Annotated in this window: 16 protein-coding genes and 1 pseudogene; 12 read left to right on the top strand and 5 right to left on the bottom strand. The window is 54.9% G+C overall.

The genetic code is table 11. The features are described from left to right. The first annotated feature begins 15 nt into the window (after positions 1 to 15). The 6 genes from yeiB (at position 16) to HF679_RS01640 (ending at position 7977) form a co-directional block, all read left to right on the top strand. Entirely contained in the window at positions 16 to 1173 is a 1158-nt protein-coding gene (gene yeiB, locus HF679_RS01615; RefSeq protein WP_123755151.1) for a DUF418 domain-containing protein YeiB, read from the top strand. 155 nt (positions 1174 to 1328) lie between these two features. Then, entirely contained in the window at positions 1329 to 2351 is a 1023-nt protein-coding gene (gene galS, locus HF679_RS01620) for an HTH-type transcriptional regulator GalS (protein ID WP_187042527.1), read from the top strand. Between the two features lie 294 nt (positions 2352 to 2645). Further along, positions 2646 to 3644, top strand: coding sequence for a galactose/glucose ABC transporter substrate-binding protein MglB (mglB, locus tag HF679_RS01625; RefSeq protein ID WP_123755149.1), 999 nt, complete (start codon positions 2646 to 2648; stop codon positions 3642 to 3644). A gap of 178 nt (positions 3645 to 3822) precedes the next feature. Further along, positions 3823 to 5343 carry a galactose/methyl galactoside ABC transporter ATP-binding protein MglA gene (gene mglA, locus HF679_RS01630; protein ID WP_123755148.1) on the top strand — a complete coding sequence of 507 codons (1521 nt, stop codon included), beginning with the start codon at positions 3823 to 3825 and terminating at the stop codon, positions 5341 to 5343. A 15-nt stretch (positions 5344 to 5358) separates the two neighbouring features. Then, positions 5359 to 6369, top strand: a complete 1011-nt coding sequence (gene mglC, locus HF679_RS01635; RefSeq protein ID WP_123755147.1) for a galactose/methyl galactoside ABC transporter permease MglC — start codon at positions 5359 to 5361, stop codon at positions 6367 to 6369. 240 nt (positions 6370 to 6609) lie between these two features. Then, on the top strand, positions 6610 to 7977 hold the full coding sequence (locus HF679_RS01640; RefSeq protein WP_187042528.1) for a GGDEF domain-containing protein: 1368 nt from the start codon (positions 6610 to 6612) through the stop codon (positions 7975 to 7977). A 12-nt stretch (positions 7978 to 7989) separates the two neighbouring features. Here HF679_RS01640 and sanA read toward each other — a convergent pair whose 3' ends face one another. From sanA to HF679_RS01660, 4 genes are all read right to left on the bottom strand, one after another. Then, on the bottom strand, positions 7990 to 8703 hold the full coding sequence (gene sanA, locus HF679_RS01645) for an outer membrane permeability protein SanA (protein WP_123755145.1): 714 nt from the start codon (positions 8701 to 8703) through the stop codon (positions 7990 to 7992). 125 nt (positions 8704 to 8828) lie between these two features. Beyond that, positions 8829 to 9713, bottom strand: coding sequence for a cytidine deaminase (gene cdd / locus HF679_RS01650; protein ID WP_123755144.1), 885 nt, complete (start codon positions 9711 to 9713; stop codon positions 8829 to 8831). Positions 9714 to 9840: 127 nt separating this feature from the next. Next, complete coding sequence (locus tag HF679_RS01655; protein WP_123755143.1) at positions 9841 to 10536, bottom strand: CidB/LrgB family autolysis modulator; 696 nt, start codon at positions 10534 to 10536, stop codon at positions 9841 to 9843. Continuing rightward, positions 10526 to 10933, bottom strand: coding sequence for a CidA/LrgA family protein (locus tag HF679_RS01660; protein ID WP_123755142.1), 408 nt, complete (start codon positions 10931 to 10933; stop codon positions 10526 to 10528). Before HF679_RS01660 ends, HF679_RS01655 begins: the two co-directional genes overlap by 11 nt. 304 nt (positions 10934 to 11237) lie before the next feature. Here HF679_RS01660 and dusC point away from each other — a divergent pair, with 304 nt between their 5' ends. The 5 genes and pseudogenes from dusC (at position 11238) to HF679_RS01685 (ending at position 18440) form a co-directional block, all read left to right on the top strand. After that, on the top strand, positions 11238 to 12170 hold the full coding sequence (gene dusC, locus HF679_RS01665) for a tRNA dihydrouridine(16) synthase DusC (protein ID WP_123755141.1): 933 nt from the start codon (positions 11238 to 11240) through the stop codon (positions 12168 to 12170). Between the two features lie 356 nt (positions 12171 to 12526). Next, positions 12527 to 13891 (top strand): carbohydrate porin, encoded by a 1365-nt coding sequence (locus HF679_RS01670; protein WP_123755140.1) that lies wholly within the window; start codon positions 12527 to 12529, stop codon positions 13889 to 13891. 176 nt (positions 13892 to 14067) lie between these two features. Continuing rightward, positions 14068 to 14901: a transcriptional antiterminator BglG gene (gene bglG, locus HF679_RS01675; protein ID WP_123755139.1), complete on the top strand. Its 834-nt coding sequence runs from the start codon at positions 14068 to 14070 to the stop codon at positions 14899 to 14901. 157 nt (positions 14902 to 15058) lie between these two features. After that, a pseudogene (gene bglF / locus HF679_RS01680) lies at positions 15059 to 17030 on the top strand (PTS beta-glucoside transporter subunit IIABC). Positions 17031 to 17045: 15 nt separating this feature from the next. Continuing rightward, positions 17046 to 18440 (top strand): glycoside hydrolase family 1 protein, encoded by a 1395-nt coding sequence (locus HF679_RS01685; protein ID WP_187042529.1) that lies wholly within the window; start codon positions 17046 to 17048, stop codon positions 18438 to 18440. Between the two features lie 45 nt (positions 18441 to 18485). Here the strand turns inward: HF679_RS01685 and HF679_RS01690 are convergent, their stop codons facing one another. Then, positions 18486 to 19220 (bottom strand): class I SAM-dependent methyltransferase, encoded by a 735-nt coding sequence (locus tag HF679_RS01690; RefSeq protein ID WP_123755136.1) that lies wholly within the window; start codon positions 19218 to 19220, stop codon positions 18486 to 18488. 123 nt (positions 19221 to 19343) lie between these two features. Between HF679_RS01690 and mdtQ the strand changes: the two genes are divergently transcribed. Further along, positions 19344 to 20792: a multidrug resistance outer membrane protein MdtQ gene (gene mdtQ / locus HF679_RS01695; RefSeq protein WP_123755135.1), complete on the top strand. Its 1449-nt coding sequence runs from the start codon at positions 19344 to 19346 to the stop codon at positions 20790 to 20792. Positions 20793 to 20825: the final 33 nt, after the last annotated feature.

Consider the following 20825-nt stretch of genomic DNA (forward strand, 5'->3'; position numbering starts at 1 on the left):
CAAAGGGCAGGTTACATGGAGAGAAATGTCACGCTGGATTTTGTGCGCGGCGTGGCCATCCTCGGTATCCTGCTCCTGAATATCAACGCCTTCGGCCTGCCGAAGGCGGCTTACCTCAATCCGGCCTGGTCCGGGACTATCACCTCAAGCGATGCCTGGACCTGGGCGATCCTCGATCTGTTCGCGCAGGTCAAATTCCTGACGCTGTTTGCCCTGCTGTTTGGTGCCGGTCTACAGATGCTGCTGCCGCGCGGCAAACGTTGGATCCAGTCGCGTCTGACGCTGCTGGCGCTGCTGGGCTTTATCCACGGCCTGTTTTTCTGGGATGGCGACATCCTGCTGGCCTATGCCTTAGTCGGGCTGGTGACCTGGCGGATGGTGCGCGATGCCCATCACCTCAAGTCGCTGTTTAATACCGGCGTTGTGCTGTACCTGATTGGCGTTGCGGTGCTGGTGCTGCTGGGACTGATTTCCGGCGGCACGCCAAACCGCTCATGGGTGCCCGATGCGGCGAATTTACAGTATGAACAATACTGGAAGCTCAACGGCGGGATGGAAGCGGTGAGCAATCGTGCCGACCTGCTTTCCGATAATCTGCTGGCGCTGGGGGCGCAATATGGCTGGCAGCTCGCGGGGATGATGCTGATGGGCGCGGCATTGATGCGCAGCGGCTGGTTAAAAGGGCAGTTTAGCCTCAGTCATTACCGGCGCACCGGTGTATTGCTGATTGCCGCCGGCATGGCGGTAAATATCCCTGCTATTGTTGCCCAGTGGCATCTCGACTGGGATCCGCGCTGGTGTGCGTTCCTGTTACAGGCGCCGCGTGAGCTGGGCGCCCCGTTACAAACCATTGGTTATGCTGCGCTGGCGTGGGGCTTCTGGCCATGGTTGTGCCAGTTCCGGCTGGTGGGGGCGATAGCCTGCGTCGGGCGGATGGCGTTAACCAACTACCTGCTCCAGACGCTGATCTGTACCACCATTTTCTACCGCTTTGGCCTGTTTATGCAGTTTGACCGCTTGCACCTGTTAGCCCTGGTGCTGCCGGTGTGGGCCATCAATATCACCTTCTCGCTAATGTGGCTGCGCTATTTCCGCCAGGGGCCGGTGGAATGGTTGTGGCGTCAGCTAACGCTTCGTGCGTCAGGCACCTCATCAAAAAACACATCCAGATAACGATCTCGATCACAATCATTAACAAAACGGATGTAACCGTTTCCAGGCTTGTGACATCACTCACGTAGTGGGCCGCAGGTCGCTGCCAGAATAGCCACCTTGCTGAACACAGGAGGTGGGTGTGGCGTCTTACAATTTTCTTAAGGTCGGTGAGCATGATCACCATTCGTGATGTCGCCCGTCAGGCGGGTGTTTCCGTGGCGACCGTCTCACGTGTGCTGAACAACAGCGCGCTGGTGAGCCCGGATACACGGGAAAATGTAATGAAAGCGGTAACGCAGCTGGGCTACCGGCCGAATGCCAACGCCCAGGCGCTGGCGACGCAGGTCAGCGATACCATCGGCGTGGTGGTGATGGACGTCTCGGATGCCTTCTTCGGCGCGCTGGTCAAAGCGGTGGATACCGTCGCGCAGCAGCATCAAAAATATGTGCTGATCGGCAACAGCTACCATGAGGCGGAAAAAGAGCGTCATGCCATTGAAGTCCTGATCCGCCAGCGCTGTTCCGCCCTGATTGTTCACTCCAAAGCCCTGAGCGACGCCGAACTAGGCGACTTTATGGAGCATATTCCGGGGATGGTGCTGATCAACCGCATCGTGCCCGGCTACGCCCATCGCTGCGTCGGACTGGATAACGTCAGCGGCGCGCTGATGGCGACGCGAATGCTGCTCAATCATGGTCATCAACGCATCGGCTACCTCTCTTCAAACCACGGCATTGAAGATGACGATATGCGTCGGGAAGGATGGTTTAAGGCGTTGCAGGAGCAAAACATTATCGCGCTGGACAGTTGGGTCGGCTCAGGAACGCCGGATATGCAGGGCGGGGAAGCGGCAATGGTCGAACTGCTGGGGCGTAATTTAGGCCTGACGGCCGTCTTTGCCTATAACGACAGCATGGCTGCCGGGGCGCTGACGACGCTGAAAGATAACGGCATTGCGGTACCGCAGCATCTGTCACTCATTGGCTTCGATGATATCCCGATTTCGCGTTACACCGACCCGCAGCTGACCACGGTGCGTTACCCGGTGATGTCGATGGCAAAACTGGCGACGGAACTGGCGTTGTTGGGGGCGGCCGGCAAGCTGGATCATGAGGCGCGTCACTGCTTTATGCCAACGCTGGTGCGTCGTCATTCCGTGCTGCAACGGCAAAGTGCGGGGCCGATCACTAACTGATGATGCGGCGTTATGTAACCGCTTTCAATCTGTGAGTAAATTCACAGTATATTAACATTCAACTGATTATGATGGCCGCGTTTACTAGTCTGAACCACTCTATCACGGTGAGTAATCACTTTTACCGTAGGAATAAGGCGTTAAACGCGTAATAAAGTCGTATTTCTGGAGCGTTACCCTACATGGAAGACAGAATTACAGTCGTGAACATGGTTGTGCGGTAACTTTTATGTAACAGATGCCCGCCCGCTATTTTCACACCAACGACCCTGCATAAAAAAAACCGGAGATTCCATGAATAAGAAGGTGTTAACCCTGTCTGCTGTTATGGCGAGCATGTTATTTGGCGCCGCGGCGCACGCAGCTGATACCCGCATCGGCGTAACCATTTATAAATATGACGACAACTTTATGTCGGTGGTGCGTAAGGCTATCGAAAAAGACGGCAAATCAGCGCCGGACGTGCAGCTGCTGATGAATGACTCGCAGAACGACCAGTCAAAACAGAACGATCAGATTGACGTCCTGTTGGCGAAAGGGGTGAAAGCGCTGGCCATCAACCTGGTGGACCCGGCGGCTGCGGGTACCGTTATCGATAAAGCACGTGGTCAGAACGTGCCGGTGGTGTTCTTTAACAAAGAGCCGTCCCGCAAAGCGCTGGATAGCTACGATAAAGCTTATTACGTCGGGACCGATTCAAAAGAGTCCGGCGTGATTCAGGGTGACCTGATTGCCAAACACTGGAAAGCAAACCCGAACTGGGATCTCAACAAAGATGGTCAGATTCAGTTTGTGCTGCTGAAAGGCGAGCCAGGACATCCGGATGCTGAAGCACGTACCACCTACGTGATTAAAGAGCTGAACGACAAAGGCTTCAAAACTCAGCAGCTGGCATTAGACACGGCGATGTGGGATACCGCGCAGGCTAAAGACAAGATGGACGCGTGGCTGTCTGGCCCGAACGCCAACAAAATTGAAGTCGTTATTGCTAACAACGACGCCATGGCGATGGGTGCTGTTGAAGCGCTGAAAGCACACAACAAGAGCAGCATTCCGGTGTTCGGCGTCGATGCCCTGCCTGAAGCGCTGGCGCTGGTTAAATCCGGTGCAATGGCTGGTACCGTGCTGAACGATGCCAACAACCAGGCTAAAGCGACCTTCGATCTGGCGAAAAACCTGGCTGACGGGAAAGAACCGGCAGCAGGCACCAACTGGAAGATTGAGAATAAAATCGTCCGCGTTCCTTACGTTGGCGTAGATAAAGACAATCTGAGCCAGTTTACCGGTAAATAATTATTGAGTTACGGGCGCGGATTATTATCCGGAGTATTTAGGTGGCAGGACAGTTAATGTTACTGCAAGCAGAAAGACTCCGGGTATTCCCGCCCGATTATTCCTGATACAGAACCAGATCCTGACTTCGGCGTTCATTCGTCGGTTGGGGTGTGCATGAACGCAGCCAGGTATAACTATGGTCAGCAATAATAGCGAACGGTCAGGCGAATTTTTGTTGGAAATGAGCAACATCAACAAATCGTTTCCTGGCGTCAAGGCGCTCGATAATGTCAATCTGAAAGTCCGTCCTCATTCTATTCATGCATTAATGGGAGAGAACGGTGCGGGCAAATCAACATTATTAAAATGCCTTTTTGGGATCTATCAAAAAGATTCCGGCAGTATTCTTTTTCAGGGTAAAGAGATCGATTTCCATTCGGCGAAAGAGGCCCTGGAAAACGGTATTTCAATGGTGCATCAGGAATTAAACCTGGTATTGCAACGTACGGTGATGGACAACATGTGGCTGGGGCGTTATCCCACCAAAGGCGTGTTTGTCGATCAGGATAAAATGTATCGCGATACCAAAGGGATCTTTGATGAACTGGATATCGATATCGACCCGCGCGCGCGCGTCGGTACGCTGTCAGTATCGCAGATGCAGATGATTGAAATCGCGAAGGCGTTCTCCTATGACGCGAAAATCGTCATTATGGACGAGCCGACTTCGTCGCTGACGGAGAAAGAGGTCAATCACCTGTTTAAGATCATCCGTAAGCTGAAAGAACGCGGCTGCGGCATTGTCTATATCTCGCATAAGATGGAAGAAATTTTCCAGCTGTGTGATGAGATTACCGTTCTGCGCGACGGTCAGTGGATTGCCACCCAGCCGCTCGAAGGCCTGGATATGGACAAGATCATCGCCATGATGGTGGGGCGCTCCCTCAACCAGCGCTTTCCGGACCGTGAAAACAAACCGGGTGAGGTGATCCTTGAAGTCCGCAACCTGACGTCGCTGCGCCAGCCGTCGATTCGCGACATCTCTTTCGACCTGCACAAAGGCGAAATCCTCGGCATCGCCGGGCTGGTGGGAGCCAAGCGTACCGATATTGTGGAGACCATTTTCGGTATCCGCGAGAAGTCAGGCGGCACTATTACGCTGCACGGTAAGAAAATAAATAACCATAGCGCCAATGAAGCGATTAACCACGGCTTTGCCCTGGTTACCGAAGAGCGGCGCTCCACCGGGATTTACGCGTACCTGGATATCGGTTTTAACTCACTGATCTCCAATATTAAGAAATATAAAAACAGGGTTGGCTTACTGGATAATTCGCGCATGAAAAGCGATACCCAGTGGGTAATTGATTCGATGCGGGTGAAAACCCCCGGCCAGCACACGCAAATTGGTTCATTGTCCGGCGGTAACCAGCAGAAAGTCATTATTGGACGCTGGTTATTAACCCAGCCGGAAATTTTAATGCTTGATGAACCCACGCGCGGAATCGATGTTGGCGCGAAATTCGAGATTTACCAGCTGATTGCTGAGCTGGCGAAGAAAGAGAAAGGGATCATCATTATCTCCTCCGAGATGCCGGAGCTGCTGGGTATTACCGACCGTATTCTGGTGATGAGCAATGGTCTTGTCGCCGGCATTGTTGAGACAAAAACTACTACGCAAAACGAGATTTTACGTCTTGCGTCGTTGCATCTTTAAGAGCAGGGGCTTCTCATGAGCGCGTTAAATAAAAAAAGTTTTCTCACCTACCTGAAAGAAGGTGGGATTTACGTTGTTCTTTTGGTTTTGCTGGCCATTATTATTTTCCAGGACCCTACGTTTTTAAGTTTGCTGAACCTCAGTAACATCCTGACCCAGTCCTCGGTGCGTATTATTATCGCCCTTGGCGTGGCCGGGCTGATTGTTACCCAGGGGACCGACCTGTCTGCCGGACGTCAGGTAGGCCTGGCGGCGGTTATTGCTGCCACCATGCTGCAGGCCGTCGATAATGCCAACAAGGTGTTCCCGGATATGGCAACCATGCCGATTCCGCTGGTGATCCTGCTGGTCTGCGCGATTGGCGCCATTATCGGCCTGATTAACGGTATTATCATTGCTTACCTGAACGTGACGCCGTTTATTACCACGCTCGGTACGATGATCATCGTTTATGGTATTAACTCCCTGTACTACGATTTTGTGGGCGCCTCGCCGATCTCCGGCTTTGACAGCCACTTCTCGCAGTTTGCCCAAGGGTTTGTGGCGCTGGGGACCTTCCGCCTGTCATACATCACGTTCTACGCCTTGATTGCGGTGTTCTTCGTGTGGATCCTGTGGAATAAAACCCGCTTTGGTAAAAACATCTTTGCTATCGGCGGTAACCCGGAAGCCGCCAAAGTCTCTGGCGTCAACGTCGCGCTGAACCTGCTGGTGATTTATGCGCTGTCCGGCGTGTTCTATGCCTTCGGTGGTCTGCTGGAAGCGGGGCGTATCGGCTCGGCGACCAACAACCTCGGCTTTATGTATGAACTGGATGCCATCGCGGCCTGCGTGGTCGGTGGCGTATCGTTCAGCGGCGGTGTGGGTACCGTGTTTGGGGTGGTGACCGGGGTTATCATCTTTACGGTAATCAACTACGGCCTGACCTATATCGGCGTAAACCCTTACTGGCAGTATATTATTAAAGGGGCGATTATTATCTTCGCCGTCGCGCTGGATTCCCTGAAATACGCGCGTAAGAAATAATATTCCGCAGTGAAATCGCCCGCGCCAACCGTGCGGGCTTTTTTGTTTCACTCGTAAGCGCCGCTGAACTAAAGTCCAAAATTAGATAAATAAACCCGGGGGGATAATTCTCTTTTCCTCGGTTTTGGAGGAAGATAGCCTGGTTTTTATCTTTGTCAAAAAGATAATAATATCTTCATTAATGAGGAAGTTACTCTCATTTTAATGAAAAGCACATTGATAGAAGCGTTGAGTGGTTTTATGAGATATAGCGAACAAATTGTCACTGAGTGGATTGAGTTATCAACACAGATTTCTGAATCCGTTTTTGTTAAATTACAAAGCATTGCCGATGAAAAAGCCGCGGAGCTCGCGGAGCAATTTTATAGCATTATGCTTGAGGACCCCTACGCGGAGAAATTCCTCTCCTCGGAGATGGTCCAGACACGTTTGCGCCACTCGATGCGGACCTGGATTATTAACGCCCTGACCTTAAAAGGCGACGCGCTGCTGGCGTTCGCCGGCCAGCAGTTCACCATCGGTAATATCCACTCGCGGGTGGGGATCCCGGCAAGCCTGGTGCTGAAAGGGATGCGCATCATCACCCGCTCAATGCTGCAGTATATTCAGTCGCTGTCCCTCGATAGCCACCTCAATACGCTGATGCAGCAATATGTCTCGGTATCGATTCAAATCGCCAGCGAACTGATGACCTATGCCTATGAAAACTATCAGTTCAGCGAAGCTAAAAATGAAGAGTCATACCGCCTGCATAATTTAATCGCTAACCTTGAACTGGAAAAAGGTAAGCAGCAGGCCTCGCTATTTAACTGGGAAAATGCGCTGATCTACGCCCTGGTATCGCGGACGGCGAATATCCACTCGTATTTACTCAGCGACTCCGAATTTGGTTTATGGTTTCGCCATAAATGTAGTCAGCATTTCGGCAAACAGCCGGAAATAGAACAAATTAACCTGCTGATTGATGCGATTGATAATATGCTGATCAAAGGCGGAGAGGTCGGTGGCAATGAACTGGATTCCATTCAGTCTCTGCTCAGCGATATTCGCTCGAAGACCATGACGATCAATAACCTGTTCACTTCGCTGTTTGAAGAAGCTAACCGTCTGGAAAGCGGCAAAGATGTCCTGACCAATCTGCTTAATCGCCGCTATCTGTCGACGGTGCTGAAGTACGAAGTCAAACTGGCGATGGATAATGAGCACGCCCTTTCGGTGGTGATGCTCGATGTCGATCACTTCAAGAAGATCAACGATACCTGGGGACACTCCACCGGAGATGATGTCCTGCGCCATATCGCCGGCATTCTCGCCGACAACACCCGCGCCAGCGACTATGTTTTCCGCTACGGCGGGGAAGAGTTTATGATCGTCTATCTGGAAGTCAGGCGTGACCAGACGCTGAGCCTGGTTGAAAAAATTCGTCAGACCATTGAAGCCTCGCCGTTTGTGACCCAGGAAGGGGAGAACGTGGCGCTCAGCGCTTCATTTGGCGTGAGCTATTATCGCGGCCATCCTGATTATCAAAAAATGGTCGATGAGGCGGATAAAGCGCTGTATGAGGCCAAGCATCTTGGCCGTAACCGGGCGGTTGAATTTAGCGATTAAACCCGCGGGGCGTTACTTTGACTTTTGCAGCTCCAGCAGCTGCTCTGGCGTAACGGCCGGATAGGACTGAGCTCCCTCAGGCACTTCCTGCAGGGTGGGGATCGGGATCAGCGGCCCTAAAAAACGCGGTTCGCGTTTGAAAATATAGAGATCCGCCAGCGCGCCAAACCGGGCGCCAAACTCACGCAAGCGCACGCTCCACATATCTTTCGGCGACGGCACCGCATAGCACTGGGCCTGAATCCCCATATGCAGGGCGATAAACAGCGCCCGCTCGCAGTGGAAGCGCTGGGTGATGATAATAAAGTCGTTGGTATCGAACACTTTCCGGGTGCGCACAATCGAGTCGAGGGTGCGGAATCCGGCGTAATCGAGGACGATATCTGCCGGGTCAACGCCGCCTTTGATCAAATCCCGGCGCATGGTCATCGGCTCGTTGTAGCTTTGCAGTGCATTGTCGCCGCTCAGCAGCAGATAGTTGACCTTGCCGCTGTTATAGGCGTTGAGCGCGCCCTGAATCCGGTAGCGATAATATTGATTGATAACCCCGGTGCGGTAGTATTTTGCGGTACCGAGCACCACCCCAACCTGGCGATAGGGCAGATCCTGCAGCTCGTCATAAATATAGGGGGCGGTTTTCCAGCTCATCCAACGGTCAAGACCCAGCACGGTCAACAGCAGCAGGCCGAACAGGACTAACAGGCTGTATAACACACGCTTTAACATTCACCGGGCTCATGTGGATAAGGGAGACATCAGGCTACTTTACCCGTCGGGCAAGCGCAAGAAACCATCGTTTAATTGCGGGGTTTTTCAACAATGCGGGCTAAAAAGCCCGCATAACACGCTATTTAGCCGAGCAGTACCCGGTCAATGTTGTGACAGCCTAATGCTTTCAGCGTTGCCGCGGTGGCATCCCACTGAATCAGCGGCGCGTCGGCTTTTTCGGCCAGCACCGCACGCTGAATGTCCGGATAATCGTATCCGTTAAGGCTCAGCAGGTTCAGGGCGCCCTGCAGTGGCGGCAGCGTCGGGTTAAAGGCGGCGTTTTCCGCATAGCGACCGGAAAAAATGGTCCCGTCTTTCAACTCCAGCGCCACCCCAGACGGGGAGTTGCTGTAAGGCATATGGCAGGCGTTGGCCGCCTGAATCGCCGCCTGCGCCAGCGCATCGCCCGCCAGCGGGAAACCGTGATCCTGTTCATCCATCAGCAGCGTTTTGATCTCCAGATCCTTCGGACCGAAGGCATCCGGCAGATAGTGCTGGAGCGAATGCGCTTCGCGGCCCGGCAGATGAATTCGCAACAGCTGGCTGCTGTTCAGTTCATTCATAAACTGACGGCAGTGGCCGCAAGGGGTGTAGTTAACGGTAATGGCCTGCAGGGATTTTTCACCGCGCAGCCAGGCGTGGCTGATGGCGCTCTGTTCGGCATGGACGGTTTGCTGCATGGTCGCGCCGAGAAATTCCATATTGCCGCCGAAATACCAGGTGCCGCTGATACCGCGGGCGATAGCGCCAACGTTAAAATGAGAGAGATCGGCACGGGCGCAGGCCGCCGCAAGCGGCAACAGCGCGAAAGCCAGCGCGTCTTCATCCAGACCTGTCGCATTGCGCAGCGTCGCGACCTGACCGGCATCCAGCAAAGCCGGAAAATGCGGGTCGCTCAGCATCGGGGCGATGGCCGCTTGCAGGTCTGCCGCCAGAAGGGGAAGCGCAGCTTGAAAACGTGGGTGCATGGCGTAGCCTCTTAACAATGTAATGGGAATCTAGTGTACGGGCGTCAATCGCCCGTATATGTGACTAATATCTCATTGCTCGTGCAACTTTTCATTGTTGCATTGATAAATGTGACTTAAATCACATTTATCCGACTATTGCCAGAATGACCGGGAACAAGAAGGGGGCGACCAGGGAGGTAATAATCCCGCACAGCACCAGCGCCAGCGAGCTGAATGCCCCTTCCTGATAGTCCAGTTCTGCGCAACGGGCGGTGCCGAGGGCATGCGAGGCGGTCCCCATCGACAGGCCGCGGGAGGCTTTAGTCCGGATGCGCATCAGGTTCAGCAGGGTATGGCCAAAGACCGCCCCGAGAATACCGACGAAAATCACGCACACTGCGCTAATGGCCGGAATACCGCCGATGCTGCCGCTGACCGCCATGGCAATCGGCGTGGTCACTGATTTAGGCATAATGGAGGCGGCGATTTGTGGTGTGGCCCCCATCAGCAGGGCGACGGTTGTCCCCGTCACCATGGCGACGACGCTGCCGATAAAGCAGATGGTAATGATGGATTTCCAGCGGGCGCGGATCTGGTGCAGCTGCTCATATAAAGGAAAGGCCAGCGCGACGACCGCAGGCTGCAGCAGATCGTTGAGGATTTTGCTGCCCTGAAAATAGCGATCGTAGGAAATACCGCTGATCAGCAGAAAGGGGATAATCACCACCATCGCCACCAGCAGGGGGTTCAGCAGCGGGAATTTAAAGCGTGCGGCCAGTTTGCGGGCGAGGAAAAAAACGATCAGCGTCAGCGGCAAAGACCACCAGATTTCATGCATCATCTTTGACTTCCTCTTTTTGACCGACCACTTTACGCTCGCCGTGGACCAGGTGAGAGCTCCAGCTCACCACCAGGAAAACCACTAAGGTACTGATGGTGCAAGAAACCGCCACCGGACCAAGCTGCGCACGCAGCAAATCCCAGTACTGCATGACGCCGACGCCGATGGGCACAAACAGCAGCGCCATATAGCGAATCAACACGTTACAGCCGGGGTTGACCCATTTGGGCGGCATAATTTGCAGCGCCAGCAGCACAAACAAAATCAGCATCCCGATAATGCTGCCTGGAATGGTAATCGGTAGCAGGGAAGCAATAAAAATGCCGGCGTATAAACAGGCGTAAATCAGGACAAAAGCCCGTAGGTACTGCCAGATAATATTCAGCGATTTACTCATGGTAATAACCCTTGATGAACCGAATTCATCATACAATTAAACCTTGAAATGTGCTACCGATCACATCATGAATTATACGCATACCTGGGATAGCGCAATGGAACCTTCCATGAGATGGCAAACATGGCGATGGCATCGCCGTGAAACGGCGCAGTGCCAGAGGTAGCATAACACCGTTATTGAGCGCGTGTAGTCCCGCGACCACCTCGCGTCCCGGTAAGCGTGGCGCTTCACACATTGATTGCTTTCAACCGACGAACAGAGACGCTACCATAGCGCCTCTTTTTTCCCCCGGGTAACAATAATGCGTGTTTTACTGGCGCCGATGGAAGGCGTGCTCGATTCGCTGGTGCGCGAGCTGCTGACCGAAGTGAATGATTACGATCTCTGCATCACCGAGTTTTTGCGGGTGGTGGATCAGCTGCTGCCGGTAAAATCGTTTTACAGGCTGTGCCCGGAGCTACACCACCACAGCCGCACGCCGTCAGGGACTCGCGTACGCGTTCAGCTGCTTGGGCAGTATCCGCAGTGGCTGGCAGAAAATGCCGCGCGGGCGGTAGAACTGGGTTCATGGGGCGTCGATCTTAACTGCGGCTGCCCGTCAAAGCTGGTGAACGGCAGCGGCGGCGGGGCGACGCTGCTCAAAGACCCGGAACTGATTTATCGCGGCGCAAAGGCGATGCGCGAAGCGGTGCCGGACGATTTGCCGGTAACGGTGAAAATTCGCCTCGGCTGGGACAGCGGCGCCCGGCAGTTTGAAATTGCCGATGCGGTACAGCAGGCCGGTGCGACGGAGCTTGTCGTGCACGGGCGTACCAAAGAAGACGCCTATAAAGCCGAACGGATCAACTGGGCGGCCATCGGCGAGATCCGCCAGCGCCTGACCATCCCGGTGGTCGCGAATGGCGAAATCTGGGACTGGCAAAGCGCCCAGGATTGCCTGGCGGCAACCGGTTGTGATTCGGTGATGATTGGCCGCGGGGCGCTTAACGTGCCGAATTTAAGCCGGGTCATCAAATATAACGAGCCGCGGATGCCGTGGCCGCAGGTGGTAACGCTACTGCAAAAATATACCCAGCTGGAAAAGCAGGGGGATACCGGGCTGTATCATGTGGCGCGCATCAAACAGTGGCTTAGTTATTTACGTAAAGAATATAGCGAAGCGCTGGTGCTGTTTAATGAAATTCGCACCCTCAAAACATCTGCAGAAATCGCTACCGCGATTGCCCGTTATTAGGTTGGATTGTTAATCTGCTCACACTTTATTACTTAAGGACTTTCTGGTGATGGGAATTTCCTCAACAGAGTGATATTGTGGGATTCTAATATTCAGGGTTGCTACTGATAACAGGCAAAACCTAAGCACTTACGCCATGCGTGGCGGGAGTGCTTAGGTTTTTTTTTGCTTTTTATTCTTGAGAGAATTTAATGGCTATATAAAACAACGGGTTATTTTTATTCTGGGTTCATCAATCAGGCAGTTTTATGACTGACGGACACCTTTTGCAAAAAATAAAAAAAGAACATGAATAACGGGCGAATTTATTGCCTGCGGACCGCTATTACCTTTACTCAGTCACAATGGATATCGTTATGCACAACAATAAAATAAATCCTCTGCTGTTGGTGATGACATTTTCACTGTGGGCGCCGGGGGCGCTGGCAGCAGAAACAGAACAATGGAACGGCACGGTATTAGGTTTTGAAAAACCACAAACCGGTTTACTTGGCGATATGTTGGGAATTCGTCCCATCCTCGAAGATAACGGATTTAATTATAATTTCGGCTACCTGAATGAAATGGGCTATAACGCCGGCGGCGGATATAACCATGATAAACATCTGGCTTATATCGACCAGGTGGCATTGACCTTTACCCAGGACCTCGAGCGCTGGACCGGGATCCCCGATGCGCGTATCGAAGGCAATATTGTTAACCGCAATCATAACGACGATCTGACGACCAAACGGCTGCAGGATCCGCGGGTCAATTTTAACGACCTGACCCAGGAGAGCTGGGGTGGACAGTCGATTACCCGCCTTGGCTGGCTGACCTTTGCCCGTAGTTTTGATGACCGCCGCCTGACCTGGCGTATCGGCATGATGAACAAAGTCCAGACCTTCGATCAGATAATCCCCTGTGATTTCCAGACCCTGATGCAGTGTGGCGGCAAGTCGGCAAACTCCATGACGTGGAACAACTGGAACGTCCACACCTGGGGGACGACGCTGGAATATAAACTGACGCCGGAACTGACGCTGAAAGGCGGCATTATGGAGCAAAACCCAGAGGCCTCTTCCCGCAGCCACGCGTGGAGCTGGTCAACCAAAGGCAGTAAAGGCATTCTGCTGCCGGTCGAAATTGAAGCGCGTCCGGTGATCAACGGACTTTCCGGCGCCTATAACCTCGGGGTGTTGTTCACCAACGCGCCGCAAAGCGATCTCTATACCGGGAAATCCGGCGGCCCAGGGGCCAGCGATCCCGAAGGATACGCCCAGCATAACCGCACCTGGTTCCTCTATACCGGGATGAACCAGCAGGTAACCCGCCATGCCGACGATCCCAACCGCGGAATGAGCGTCTCGCTCAGCGCCGGGTTCGGTGACCAGCGCAGCAACTACATTCATACCACCGCCGCCGCGTCCATGCGTTATCGCGGGCTGTTTGATGCCCGTCCGCAGGACTGGTTAGGCTTTGGCGTCACCTACATTGATATGAGCAGCCACTACGCCCGCAACCAGCAGTACATGAACGAGGTCAGCGGCGCTACGGATTACTACGATGCAAACTACCAGCCGGTGGCCGGTCATTCGGTGAATGCCGAACTGTACTATCGCCTGCGCCCGCTTTCATGGCTCGAACTTCAGCCCGGCCTGCAGTACTGGCATCGTCCGGGCGGCGTTGCCCAGACTCAGGATGCCTGGGTCATCGAGTGGAAAACGGTGGTGACTTTCTGACAGCCGGCCGGGCGACGGGCATTTAGTCGCGATCTGTATCACGTTTTTTTGTTTCGTTAGTTGAGACAAACAAAGAAGTTGTTACAGTGCGGGAGTTGGATTGCTACTGCTGCGGCAGGCAAAACCTGATTTCTGGCATTTGTCGGGGGTCAGGTTTTTTTGTTTTTGGGGTTCATATGCAAATCGCCAAAGTTCTTAATAATAATGTGGTGGTTATTCTGGACGAGCAGCGACGCGAGCAGGTAGTGATGGGGCGCGGGTTGGCCTTTCAAAAGCGCGTCGGTGACACTCTGGATGAAAGTAAAATTGAAAAAGTCTTCGCGCTGCACAGTGATGAGCTGGTAGGACGCTTAGGCGAATTACTCAGTCAGATACCGTTAGAAGTCATGACCACCTGCGACCGGATTATTGAACTGGCGCGCGGGCGGTTGGGGAAACTGCAGGAAAGCCTGTACATCACGTTGACCGACCACTGCCATTTTGCCATCGAGCGGCAAAAAAAAGGGGTGGCGCTGCGCAACGTGCTGCTGTGGGAAATTAAGCGGCTTTACCCGAAAGAGTTTGAGCTTGGGCAGGAGGCCCGCGCCATTATCGCCCGGCGGCTCGGGGTGGAGCTGGCGGAAGATGAAGCGGGCTTTATTGCCCTGCACCTGGTCACCGCGCAGCTCAACAGCGAAATGCCGGAAGTAATGCACGTGACGCGGGTGATGCAGGAGATCCTGCAGCTGGTGAAATATCAGCTCCAGCTGAATTATGACCAGGAGTCGCTGAGCTACCAGCGCTTTGTCACCCACCTGAAGTTTTTCGCCCAGCGCATGCTGACGCGCACGGTGGTGGAAGATGATGACGTCACGCTGCACAGCGCGGTAAAAGAAAACTACGCCAAAGCGTGGAAATGTGCGGAAACCGTGGCCCGTCATCTGCAGAAAAGCTACCAGCGGTCGCTGACGACGGAAGAAATTATGTTTCTCGCCATCCATATCGAGCGAGTGAGAAAAGAAGGGCGCTGATCCCTTCTGACTATACCCAAAATAATTCGAGTGGCTTGTCGGCGGCAAAGCCGTAAATCCCCAGGCGCTTACACAGATAAGTGACCGGGGTGCGAGGGTGCAGTCAACACCGAGGCAACTTGAAGGATTGAAGGGGATAAAACTGGATTGTTACTGCATAACGCAGGCAAAACCTGAGCGCGACGCCTTTCCCGGCGTGGTTCTCGGGTTTTTTTTATTTTTATACTCAGTCACTGTTGCCGGCAGGCAGCGGAAGAAAGGAAAACAGCATGGAATACAAAGCACTCGCGCAGGATATTCTGAGCCGGGTTGGCGGCAAAGAGAATATTGTGAGTCTGGTTCACTGCGCCACACGACTGCGCTTTAAACTCAAAGAGAACAAAAAGGCCGACGCGGAAGGGCTGAAAACTAACCCTGGCGTGATTATGGTGGTGGAAAGCGGCGGCCAGTTCCAGGTGGTGATTGGCAACCACGTCCACGATGTCTGGCAGGCGGTACGCAACGAAGCGGGCCTCACCGACGACAGCGAGCCGGTGGCAGATACTGGAGAGAAAACCTCGGTACTGGGCCAGGTGATTGACGTGGTTTCCGCTATCTTCACACCGTTTATCGGCGTACTGGCGGCATCGGGGATCCTCAAAGGGCTGCTGGCGCTGGCGGTGGTCTGCGGCTGGCTGGTGCCGCAGCAGGCAACCTACAAAATCTGGTTTGCCGCCAGCGACGCGCTGTTCTTTTTCTTCCCGCTGTTTCTCGGCTACACCGCCGGTAAAAAATTCGGCGGCAATCCGTTTATTACCATGGTGATCGGCGGTGCGCTGACCCATCCGCTGATGATCCAGGCCTTTGAAGGCGCTCAACTGCCCGGCGCGGAAGCGAGCTATTTTCTCGGCATCCCGGTGACCTTTATCAACTACAGTTCCTCGGTGATCCCGATTATCCTCGCCTCGTGGCTGAGCTGCTGGCTGGAGCGTAAAGGCAACGCGCTGCTGCCGTCGGCAATGAAAAACTTCTTTACGCCGCTGATTTGCCTGGTGGTAGTGGTGCCGCTGACCTTCCTGGCTATCGGCCCGGTGGCCACCTGGTTAAGCCAGCTGCTGGCCCACGGCTACCAGATTATCTACACCGTGGCGCCGTGGCTGGCGGGTGCCGCCATGGGCGCGCTGTGGCAGGTCTGCGTGATTTTCGGCCTGCACTGGGGGCTGATACCGCTGATGATTAACAACCTGACGGTACTGGGCCAGGACTCGATGCTGCCGATGCTGCTGCCGGCGGTGATGGGGCAGGTTGGCGCGGCGCTGGGGATCTTCCTGCGCACCCGTGATACCCGGCAAAAAGTGCTGGCGGGATCTGCGGTTTCCGCCGGGATCTTTGGGATTACCGAACCGGCGATTTATGGCCTGAACCTGCCGCTGCGCCGTCCGTTTATTTTTGGCTGCGTGGCCGGTGCCATCGGCGGGGCGATTGTCGGCCTGAGCGACAGCCACGTTTACTCCTTTGGCTTTGCCAATATTTTCACCCTCGCGCAGATGATCCCGCCGCAGGGCATCGATGCCACCGTCTGGGGCGGGGTGGTCGGTATCGTTGCGGCGCTGGTTATCTCCTGCGTGCTGACCTTTGTCGCGGGCCTGCCGGGGAACCGCACCGAGCCTGCTGGCGTGCCGATTGGTCCTGTTGCGGAAAACGCGATCCTCGCACCGATGTCCGGCACCGCGCTGGCGCTGGATCAGGTTCCCGATAGCACCTTCGCCAGCGGCCTGCTGGGGCAGGGCGTGGCGATTATTCCCGCCGTCGGCAAAGTGATTGCGCCGTTCTCCGGGGAGGTGGCGTCGCTGTTCCAGACCAAACATGCGATTGGCCTGCTCAGCGATAGCGGCATTGAACTGTTGATCCACGTCGGTATCGACACCGTGAAGCTCGATGGCGCGCCCTTTACCGCCCACGTTAAAGAAGGCGACCGGGTGAAGGCCGGCGATCTGCTGCTCGAATTTGACCGACAGGCTATTCTGGACGCCGGTTATGACCTGGCGACCCCCATTATTATCAGCAACAGCGACGATTATCGTAGCGTCGAGATCGTCTCCACCAGCGTGGTCGATGCCGGCCAGCCGCTGTTGTCCGTCATCCCTTAATCACAGGAGAGAAAGATGAAGACATTTCCACAGACCTTCTTATGGGGCGGCGCGACCGCTGCCAATCAGGTAGAAGGCGCTTATCTGGAAGAGGGCAAAGGATTATCCACCTCGGACGTCCAGCCGCACGGTGTCTTTGGCGAGGTTGTTGAGCGCGTGCCGGGCGACAGCGGGATCAAAGATATCGCGATCGATTTCTACCATCGCTATCCGGAAGATATCAGCCTGTTCGCCGAAATGGGGTTCAACTGCCTGCGGGTGTCGATTGCCTGGACGCGTATTTTCCCCGACGGCGACAATGCCGAGCCTAATGAAGCCGGGCTGGCGTTTTACGACCGGTTGTTTGCCGAAATGGCGCAGCACAATATCACTCCGCTGGTGACCTTATCGCACTATGAAATGCCGTGGGCGCTGGTGAAAAACTACGGCGGCTGGGGCAGCCGGGAGGTGATCGGCTTCTTCGAACGTTACGCCCGCACGGTATTTGCCCGTTACAAAGACCAGGTCAAACTGTGGTTGACCTTTAACGAAATCAATATGTCGCTCCATGCGCCGATGACCGGCGTCGGCCTGCCGGAAGGCAGCAGTAAGGAAGCGGTTTATCAGGCGATCCACCATCAGCTGGTGGCGAGCGCCCTGGCGGTCAAAGCCTGCCATGAGATTGTCCCCGAGGGCAAAATCGGCAATATGCTGCTCGGCGGCTTAATGTACCCGTTAAGCTGTAAGCCGGAAGATGTGTTTGAAACCTTGCAGCAGAACCGCAGCTGGCAGTTCTTCGGTGATGTGCAGTGCCGCGGAAGCTATCCGGGCTATATGCTGCGCTATTTCCGCGACCAGGGAATGACGATTAGCATCACCGATGCCGACCGTGAGGCCCTGAAATCCACCGTGGATTTCATCTCCTTTAGCTACTACATGACCGGCTGCGTCACCGCTGACGAAGAGCTGAATAAGAAAGCGCGCGGCAATATTCTCAGCATGGTGCCGAACCCGCATCTGGCCAGCTCCGAATGGGGCTGGCAGATTGACCCGCTGGGCCTGCGGACGCTGCTGAACGTGCTGTGGGATCGCTATCAAAAGCCGCTGTTTATTGTGGAGAATGGTCTCGGCGCGAAAGACAAGGTTGAGGCGGACGGTTCGATTCAGGACGATTACCGCATCAGCTACCTCAACGACCATCTGGTGCAGGCGCGGGAAGCGATCGACGACGGCGTGGAGCTGCTGGGCTTTACCAGTTGGGGGCCTATCGACCTGGTGAGCGCCTCAAAAGCGGAGATGTCCAAGCGCTACGGCTTTATCTATGTCGATCGCGACGACCAGGGCAACGGCACCCTGGCGCGGAGCAAAAAGAACAGCTTCTACTGGTACAAAGAAGTGATTGGCAGTCACGGTGCCAGCTTAAAAGACTAAGCCTCGCCATCCGTTGCGGCCCGGAACTCCCGGGCCGCCGGGCGTTTATGCTGGTTTACGGGCGCGCAGCAGGAAGATCATCGGTCGCTCCTGCTCTTCCTCCAGTTCCGGCTGAGCGGCGATTTGCTCCGCCGTCGGTCCCCACTCATCAAGATGTTCAATGACAAAACCGGCGGCGACCAGCAGGTTTATCCAGCTGGCCAGCTTACGATGCTGTTTCTTCACGCCGTCGGCAAACCAGTTGCTGATGCGCTCCCCCTCCTGCTGATAGTGGTTGACCGGCCAGTTCTTTTGACCGACGTCGTCCACCTGCCAGCCCTGGCGTAGCGGGGCGGTGTAGATCGGGTGTTCGGCGGAAAACAGCAGCGTACCGCCCGGCGTCAGGGCCTGATAAATCGTGGCAAACAGCGGCGCGACGTCAGGAAGATAGTGCAGCGCCAGCGAGCTGTAGACCAGTTCGCAGCTGCCGGCGGGCAGAGTGAGGGCCTGCAGATCTTCGCAGCGGTAATCAATGTCGCCCGCCGTGCCCATGTCGCGCGCGCGGTCAAGCATGCGGCTGGAAATATCGATCCCGGTAATCTGTGTGGCGCCTTGTTCACGCGCCCAGCGGCAAAACCAGCCGTAGCCGCAGCCAAGATCCACTACCCGCAGGCCAGCTAATGCGGGCAGCATCTGCTGAATGGCAGGCCATTCCGGCGCGCCGTCGAGCCCTTTTATCGAGCGGTCGAGAGTGGCATATCCTGCAAAAAAATCAGGATCATCATAAATATTTTGACTCATAATCACTCCATGAATTATTTGTGTATTTTTAATTACCCTGATTTTTAGTCACACGCTTTACTAAACGGGCCAGTTTCAATTAACTTATTATAACCAACCTTTTTTCGTAATCTGACCTGTCTAATGAATCTAACGTTGAGAAAAAGCGTGTTGGCCGGGATTCCCCTGGTCATCGCTCTGGCTGGCTGCGCGCCGTCCCATGATATTGGCAATCCGCCGCAGCAGCAGACACCTGCCTCTCATGTGTCCATGGATCTCCCCGCCGCCGTTAAAAATGGCTGGCCGCAAAGTAACTGGTGGCAGGATTACCACGACCCGCAGTTGAACAGCCTTATCCAGCGTGCGCTGGCGAATGCCCCGGATATGCAGATTGCCGAGCAGCGCATCAAGCTGGCGGAAGCGCAGGCGCGCATGTCGCAAGCCAATCTTGGGCCAGAGATGGATTTTTCCGCCAACGTTGAACGACAGAAAATGTCGGCCGAAGGGCTGATGGGGCCGTTTGCCACCGACACCGACGGGAATACCGGTCCCTGGTACACCAACGGCACCTTTGGCCTGACCGCAGGCTGGGATCTGGACCTGTGGGGTAAAAACCGCGCGCTGGTGAAAGCGCGCATTGGTGAGGTCAAAGCGCAAATCGCCGAAGAGGCGCAGACCCGCGAGCTGCTGGCCAGCAGCGTGGCGCGACTTTACTGGCAGTGGCAGACCGAAGCAGCGGTGAAGAGCGTGCTGCAGCAGGTTAAAAGCGAACAAAACAATATTGTTAACGTCGACCAGGCGCTGTATCAGCGCGGGATCACCAACTCTGCTGAAGGGGCTGAAAACGACATTAATGTCAGCAAAACCGATCAGCAGCTGACCGACGTTGCCGGCAGCATGAAAGAGATCGAAGCGCGTCTGATGGCGTTGACCAACAGCCAAAGCCAGTCGCTGAATCTGAAAGTGGCTAATCTCCCGGAAGTCAGCGCGCAAATGCCGACGGAGCTGGGCTATGAACTGCTGGCGCGGCGCCCGGATCTGCAGGAGGCGCACTGGTATATCGAAGCCTCACTGAGCGAAGTGGATGCCGCGAAAGCGGCGTTCTATCCGGACATCAACCTGATGGCGTTCCTGCAACAGGATGCGCTGCACTTAAGCGATCTGTTCCGCCACTCTGCACAGCAGATGGGGCTTTCCGCCGGGCTGACGCTGCCTATCTTTGATAGCGGCAGGCTCAACGCTAACCTCGACATTGCCAGCGCGCAGAATAATTTGTCGGTGGCGAAGTACAACAAAGCGGTGGTGGATGCGGTCAATCAGGTGGCGAAGACTGCCAGCCAGGTTGAGACTCTGATGGAGAAGAACCAGCAGCAGCAGCAGGTTGAAAAAGACGCTCAGCGTACGGTGAACCTGGCGCAGGCGCGTATGGAAGCCGGGATCCTGGCGGGGTCGCGAGTCAGCTTAGCCAGACTCCCCGCGCTGCAGGAGCGAATTACGGCGCTGCGCCTGCACGGCCAGTGGCTGGATGCCAGCATTCAGCTGACCTCCGCGCTGGGCGGCGGCTATCACCAGACCCCACAAAAATCCAGCTAACACCACAGCTAACATTACAGCTGACGCGGCCGG

The organism is Enterobacter sp. JUb54, from assembly GCF_014298075.1.
GTDB lineage: Bacteria > Pseudomonadota > Gammaproteobacteria > Enterobacterales > Enterobacteriaceae > Klebsiella > Klebsiella lignicola.

What these genes read in the sequence shown, in the direction of transcription:
- yeiB (WP_123755151.1), top strand. Translation starts at nt 16, where the DNA reads ATGGAGAGAAATGTCACGCTGGATTTTGTGCGCGGCGTGGCCATCCTC.
- galS (WP_187042527.1), top strand. Translation starts at nt 1,329, where the DNA reads ATGATCACCATTCGTGATGTCGCCCGTCAGGCGGGTGTTTCCGTGGCG.
- mglB (WP_123755149.1), top strand. Translation starts at nt 2,646, where the DNA reads ATGAATAAGAAGGTGTTAACCCTGTCTGCTGTTATGGCGAGCATGTTA.
- mglA (WP_123755148.1), top strand. Translation starts at nt 3,823, where the DNA reads ATGGTCAGCAATAATAGCGAACGGTCAGGCGAATTTTTGTTGGAAATG.
- mglC (WP_123755147.1), top strand. Translation starts at nt 5,359, where the DNA reads ATGAGCGCGTTAAATAAAAAAAGTTTTCTCACCTACCTGAAAGAAGGT.
- HF679_RS01640 (WP_187042528.1), top strand. Translation starts at nt 6,610, where the DNA reads ATGAGATATAGCGAACAAATTGTCACTGAGTGGATTGAGTTATCAACA.
- sanA (WP_123755145.1), bottom strand. Translation starts at nt 8,703, where the DNA reads ATGTTAAAGCGTGTGTTATACAGCCTGTTAGTCCTGTTCGGCCTGCTG.
- cdd (WP_123755144.1), bottom strand. Translation starts at nt 9,713, where the DNA reads ATGCACCCACGTTTTCAAGCTGCGCTTCCCCTTCTGGCGGCAGACCTG.
- HF679_RS01655 (WP_123755143.1), bottom strand. Translation starts at nt 10,536, where the DNA reads ATGATGCATGAAATCTGGTGGTCTTTGCCGCTGACGCTGATCGTTTTT.
- HF679_RS01660 (WP_123755142.1), bottom strand. Translation starts at nt 10,933, where the DNA reads ATGAGTAAATCGCTGAATATTATCTGGCAGTACCTACGGGCTTTTGTC.
- dusC (WP_123755141.1), top strand. Translation starts at nt 11,238, where the DNA reads ATGCGTGTTTTACTGGCGCCGATGGAAGGCGTGCTCGATTCGCTGGTG.
- HF679_RS01670 (WP_123755140.1), top strand. Translation starts at nt 12,527, where the DNA reads ATGCACAACAATAAAATAAATCCTCTGCTGTTGGTGATGACATTTTCA.
- bglG (WP_123755139.1), top strand. Translation starts at nt 14,068, where the DNA reads ATGCAAATCGCCAAAGTTCTTAATAATAATGTGGTGGTTATTCTGGAC.
- HF679_RS01685 (WP_187042529.1), top strand. Translation starts at nt 17,046, where the DNA reads ATGAAGACATTTCCACAGACCTTCTTATGGGGCGGCGCGACCGCTGCC.
- HF679_RS01690 (WP_123755136.1), bottom strand. Translation starts at nt 19,220, where the DNA reads ATGAGTCAAAATATTTATGATGATCCTGATTTTTTTGCAGGATATGCC.
- mdtQ (WP_123755135.1), top strand. Translation starts at nt 19,344, where the DNA reads ATGAATCTAACGTTGAGAAAAAGCGTGTTGGCCGGGATTCCCCTGGTC.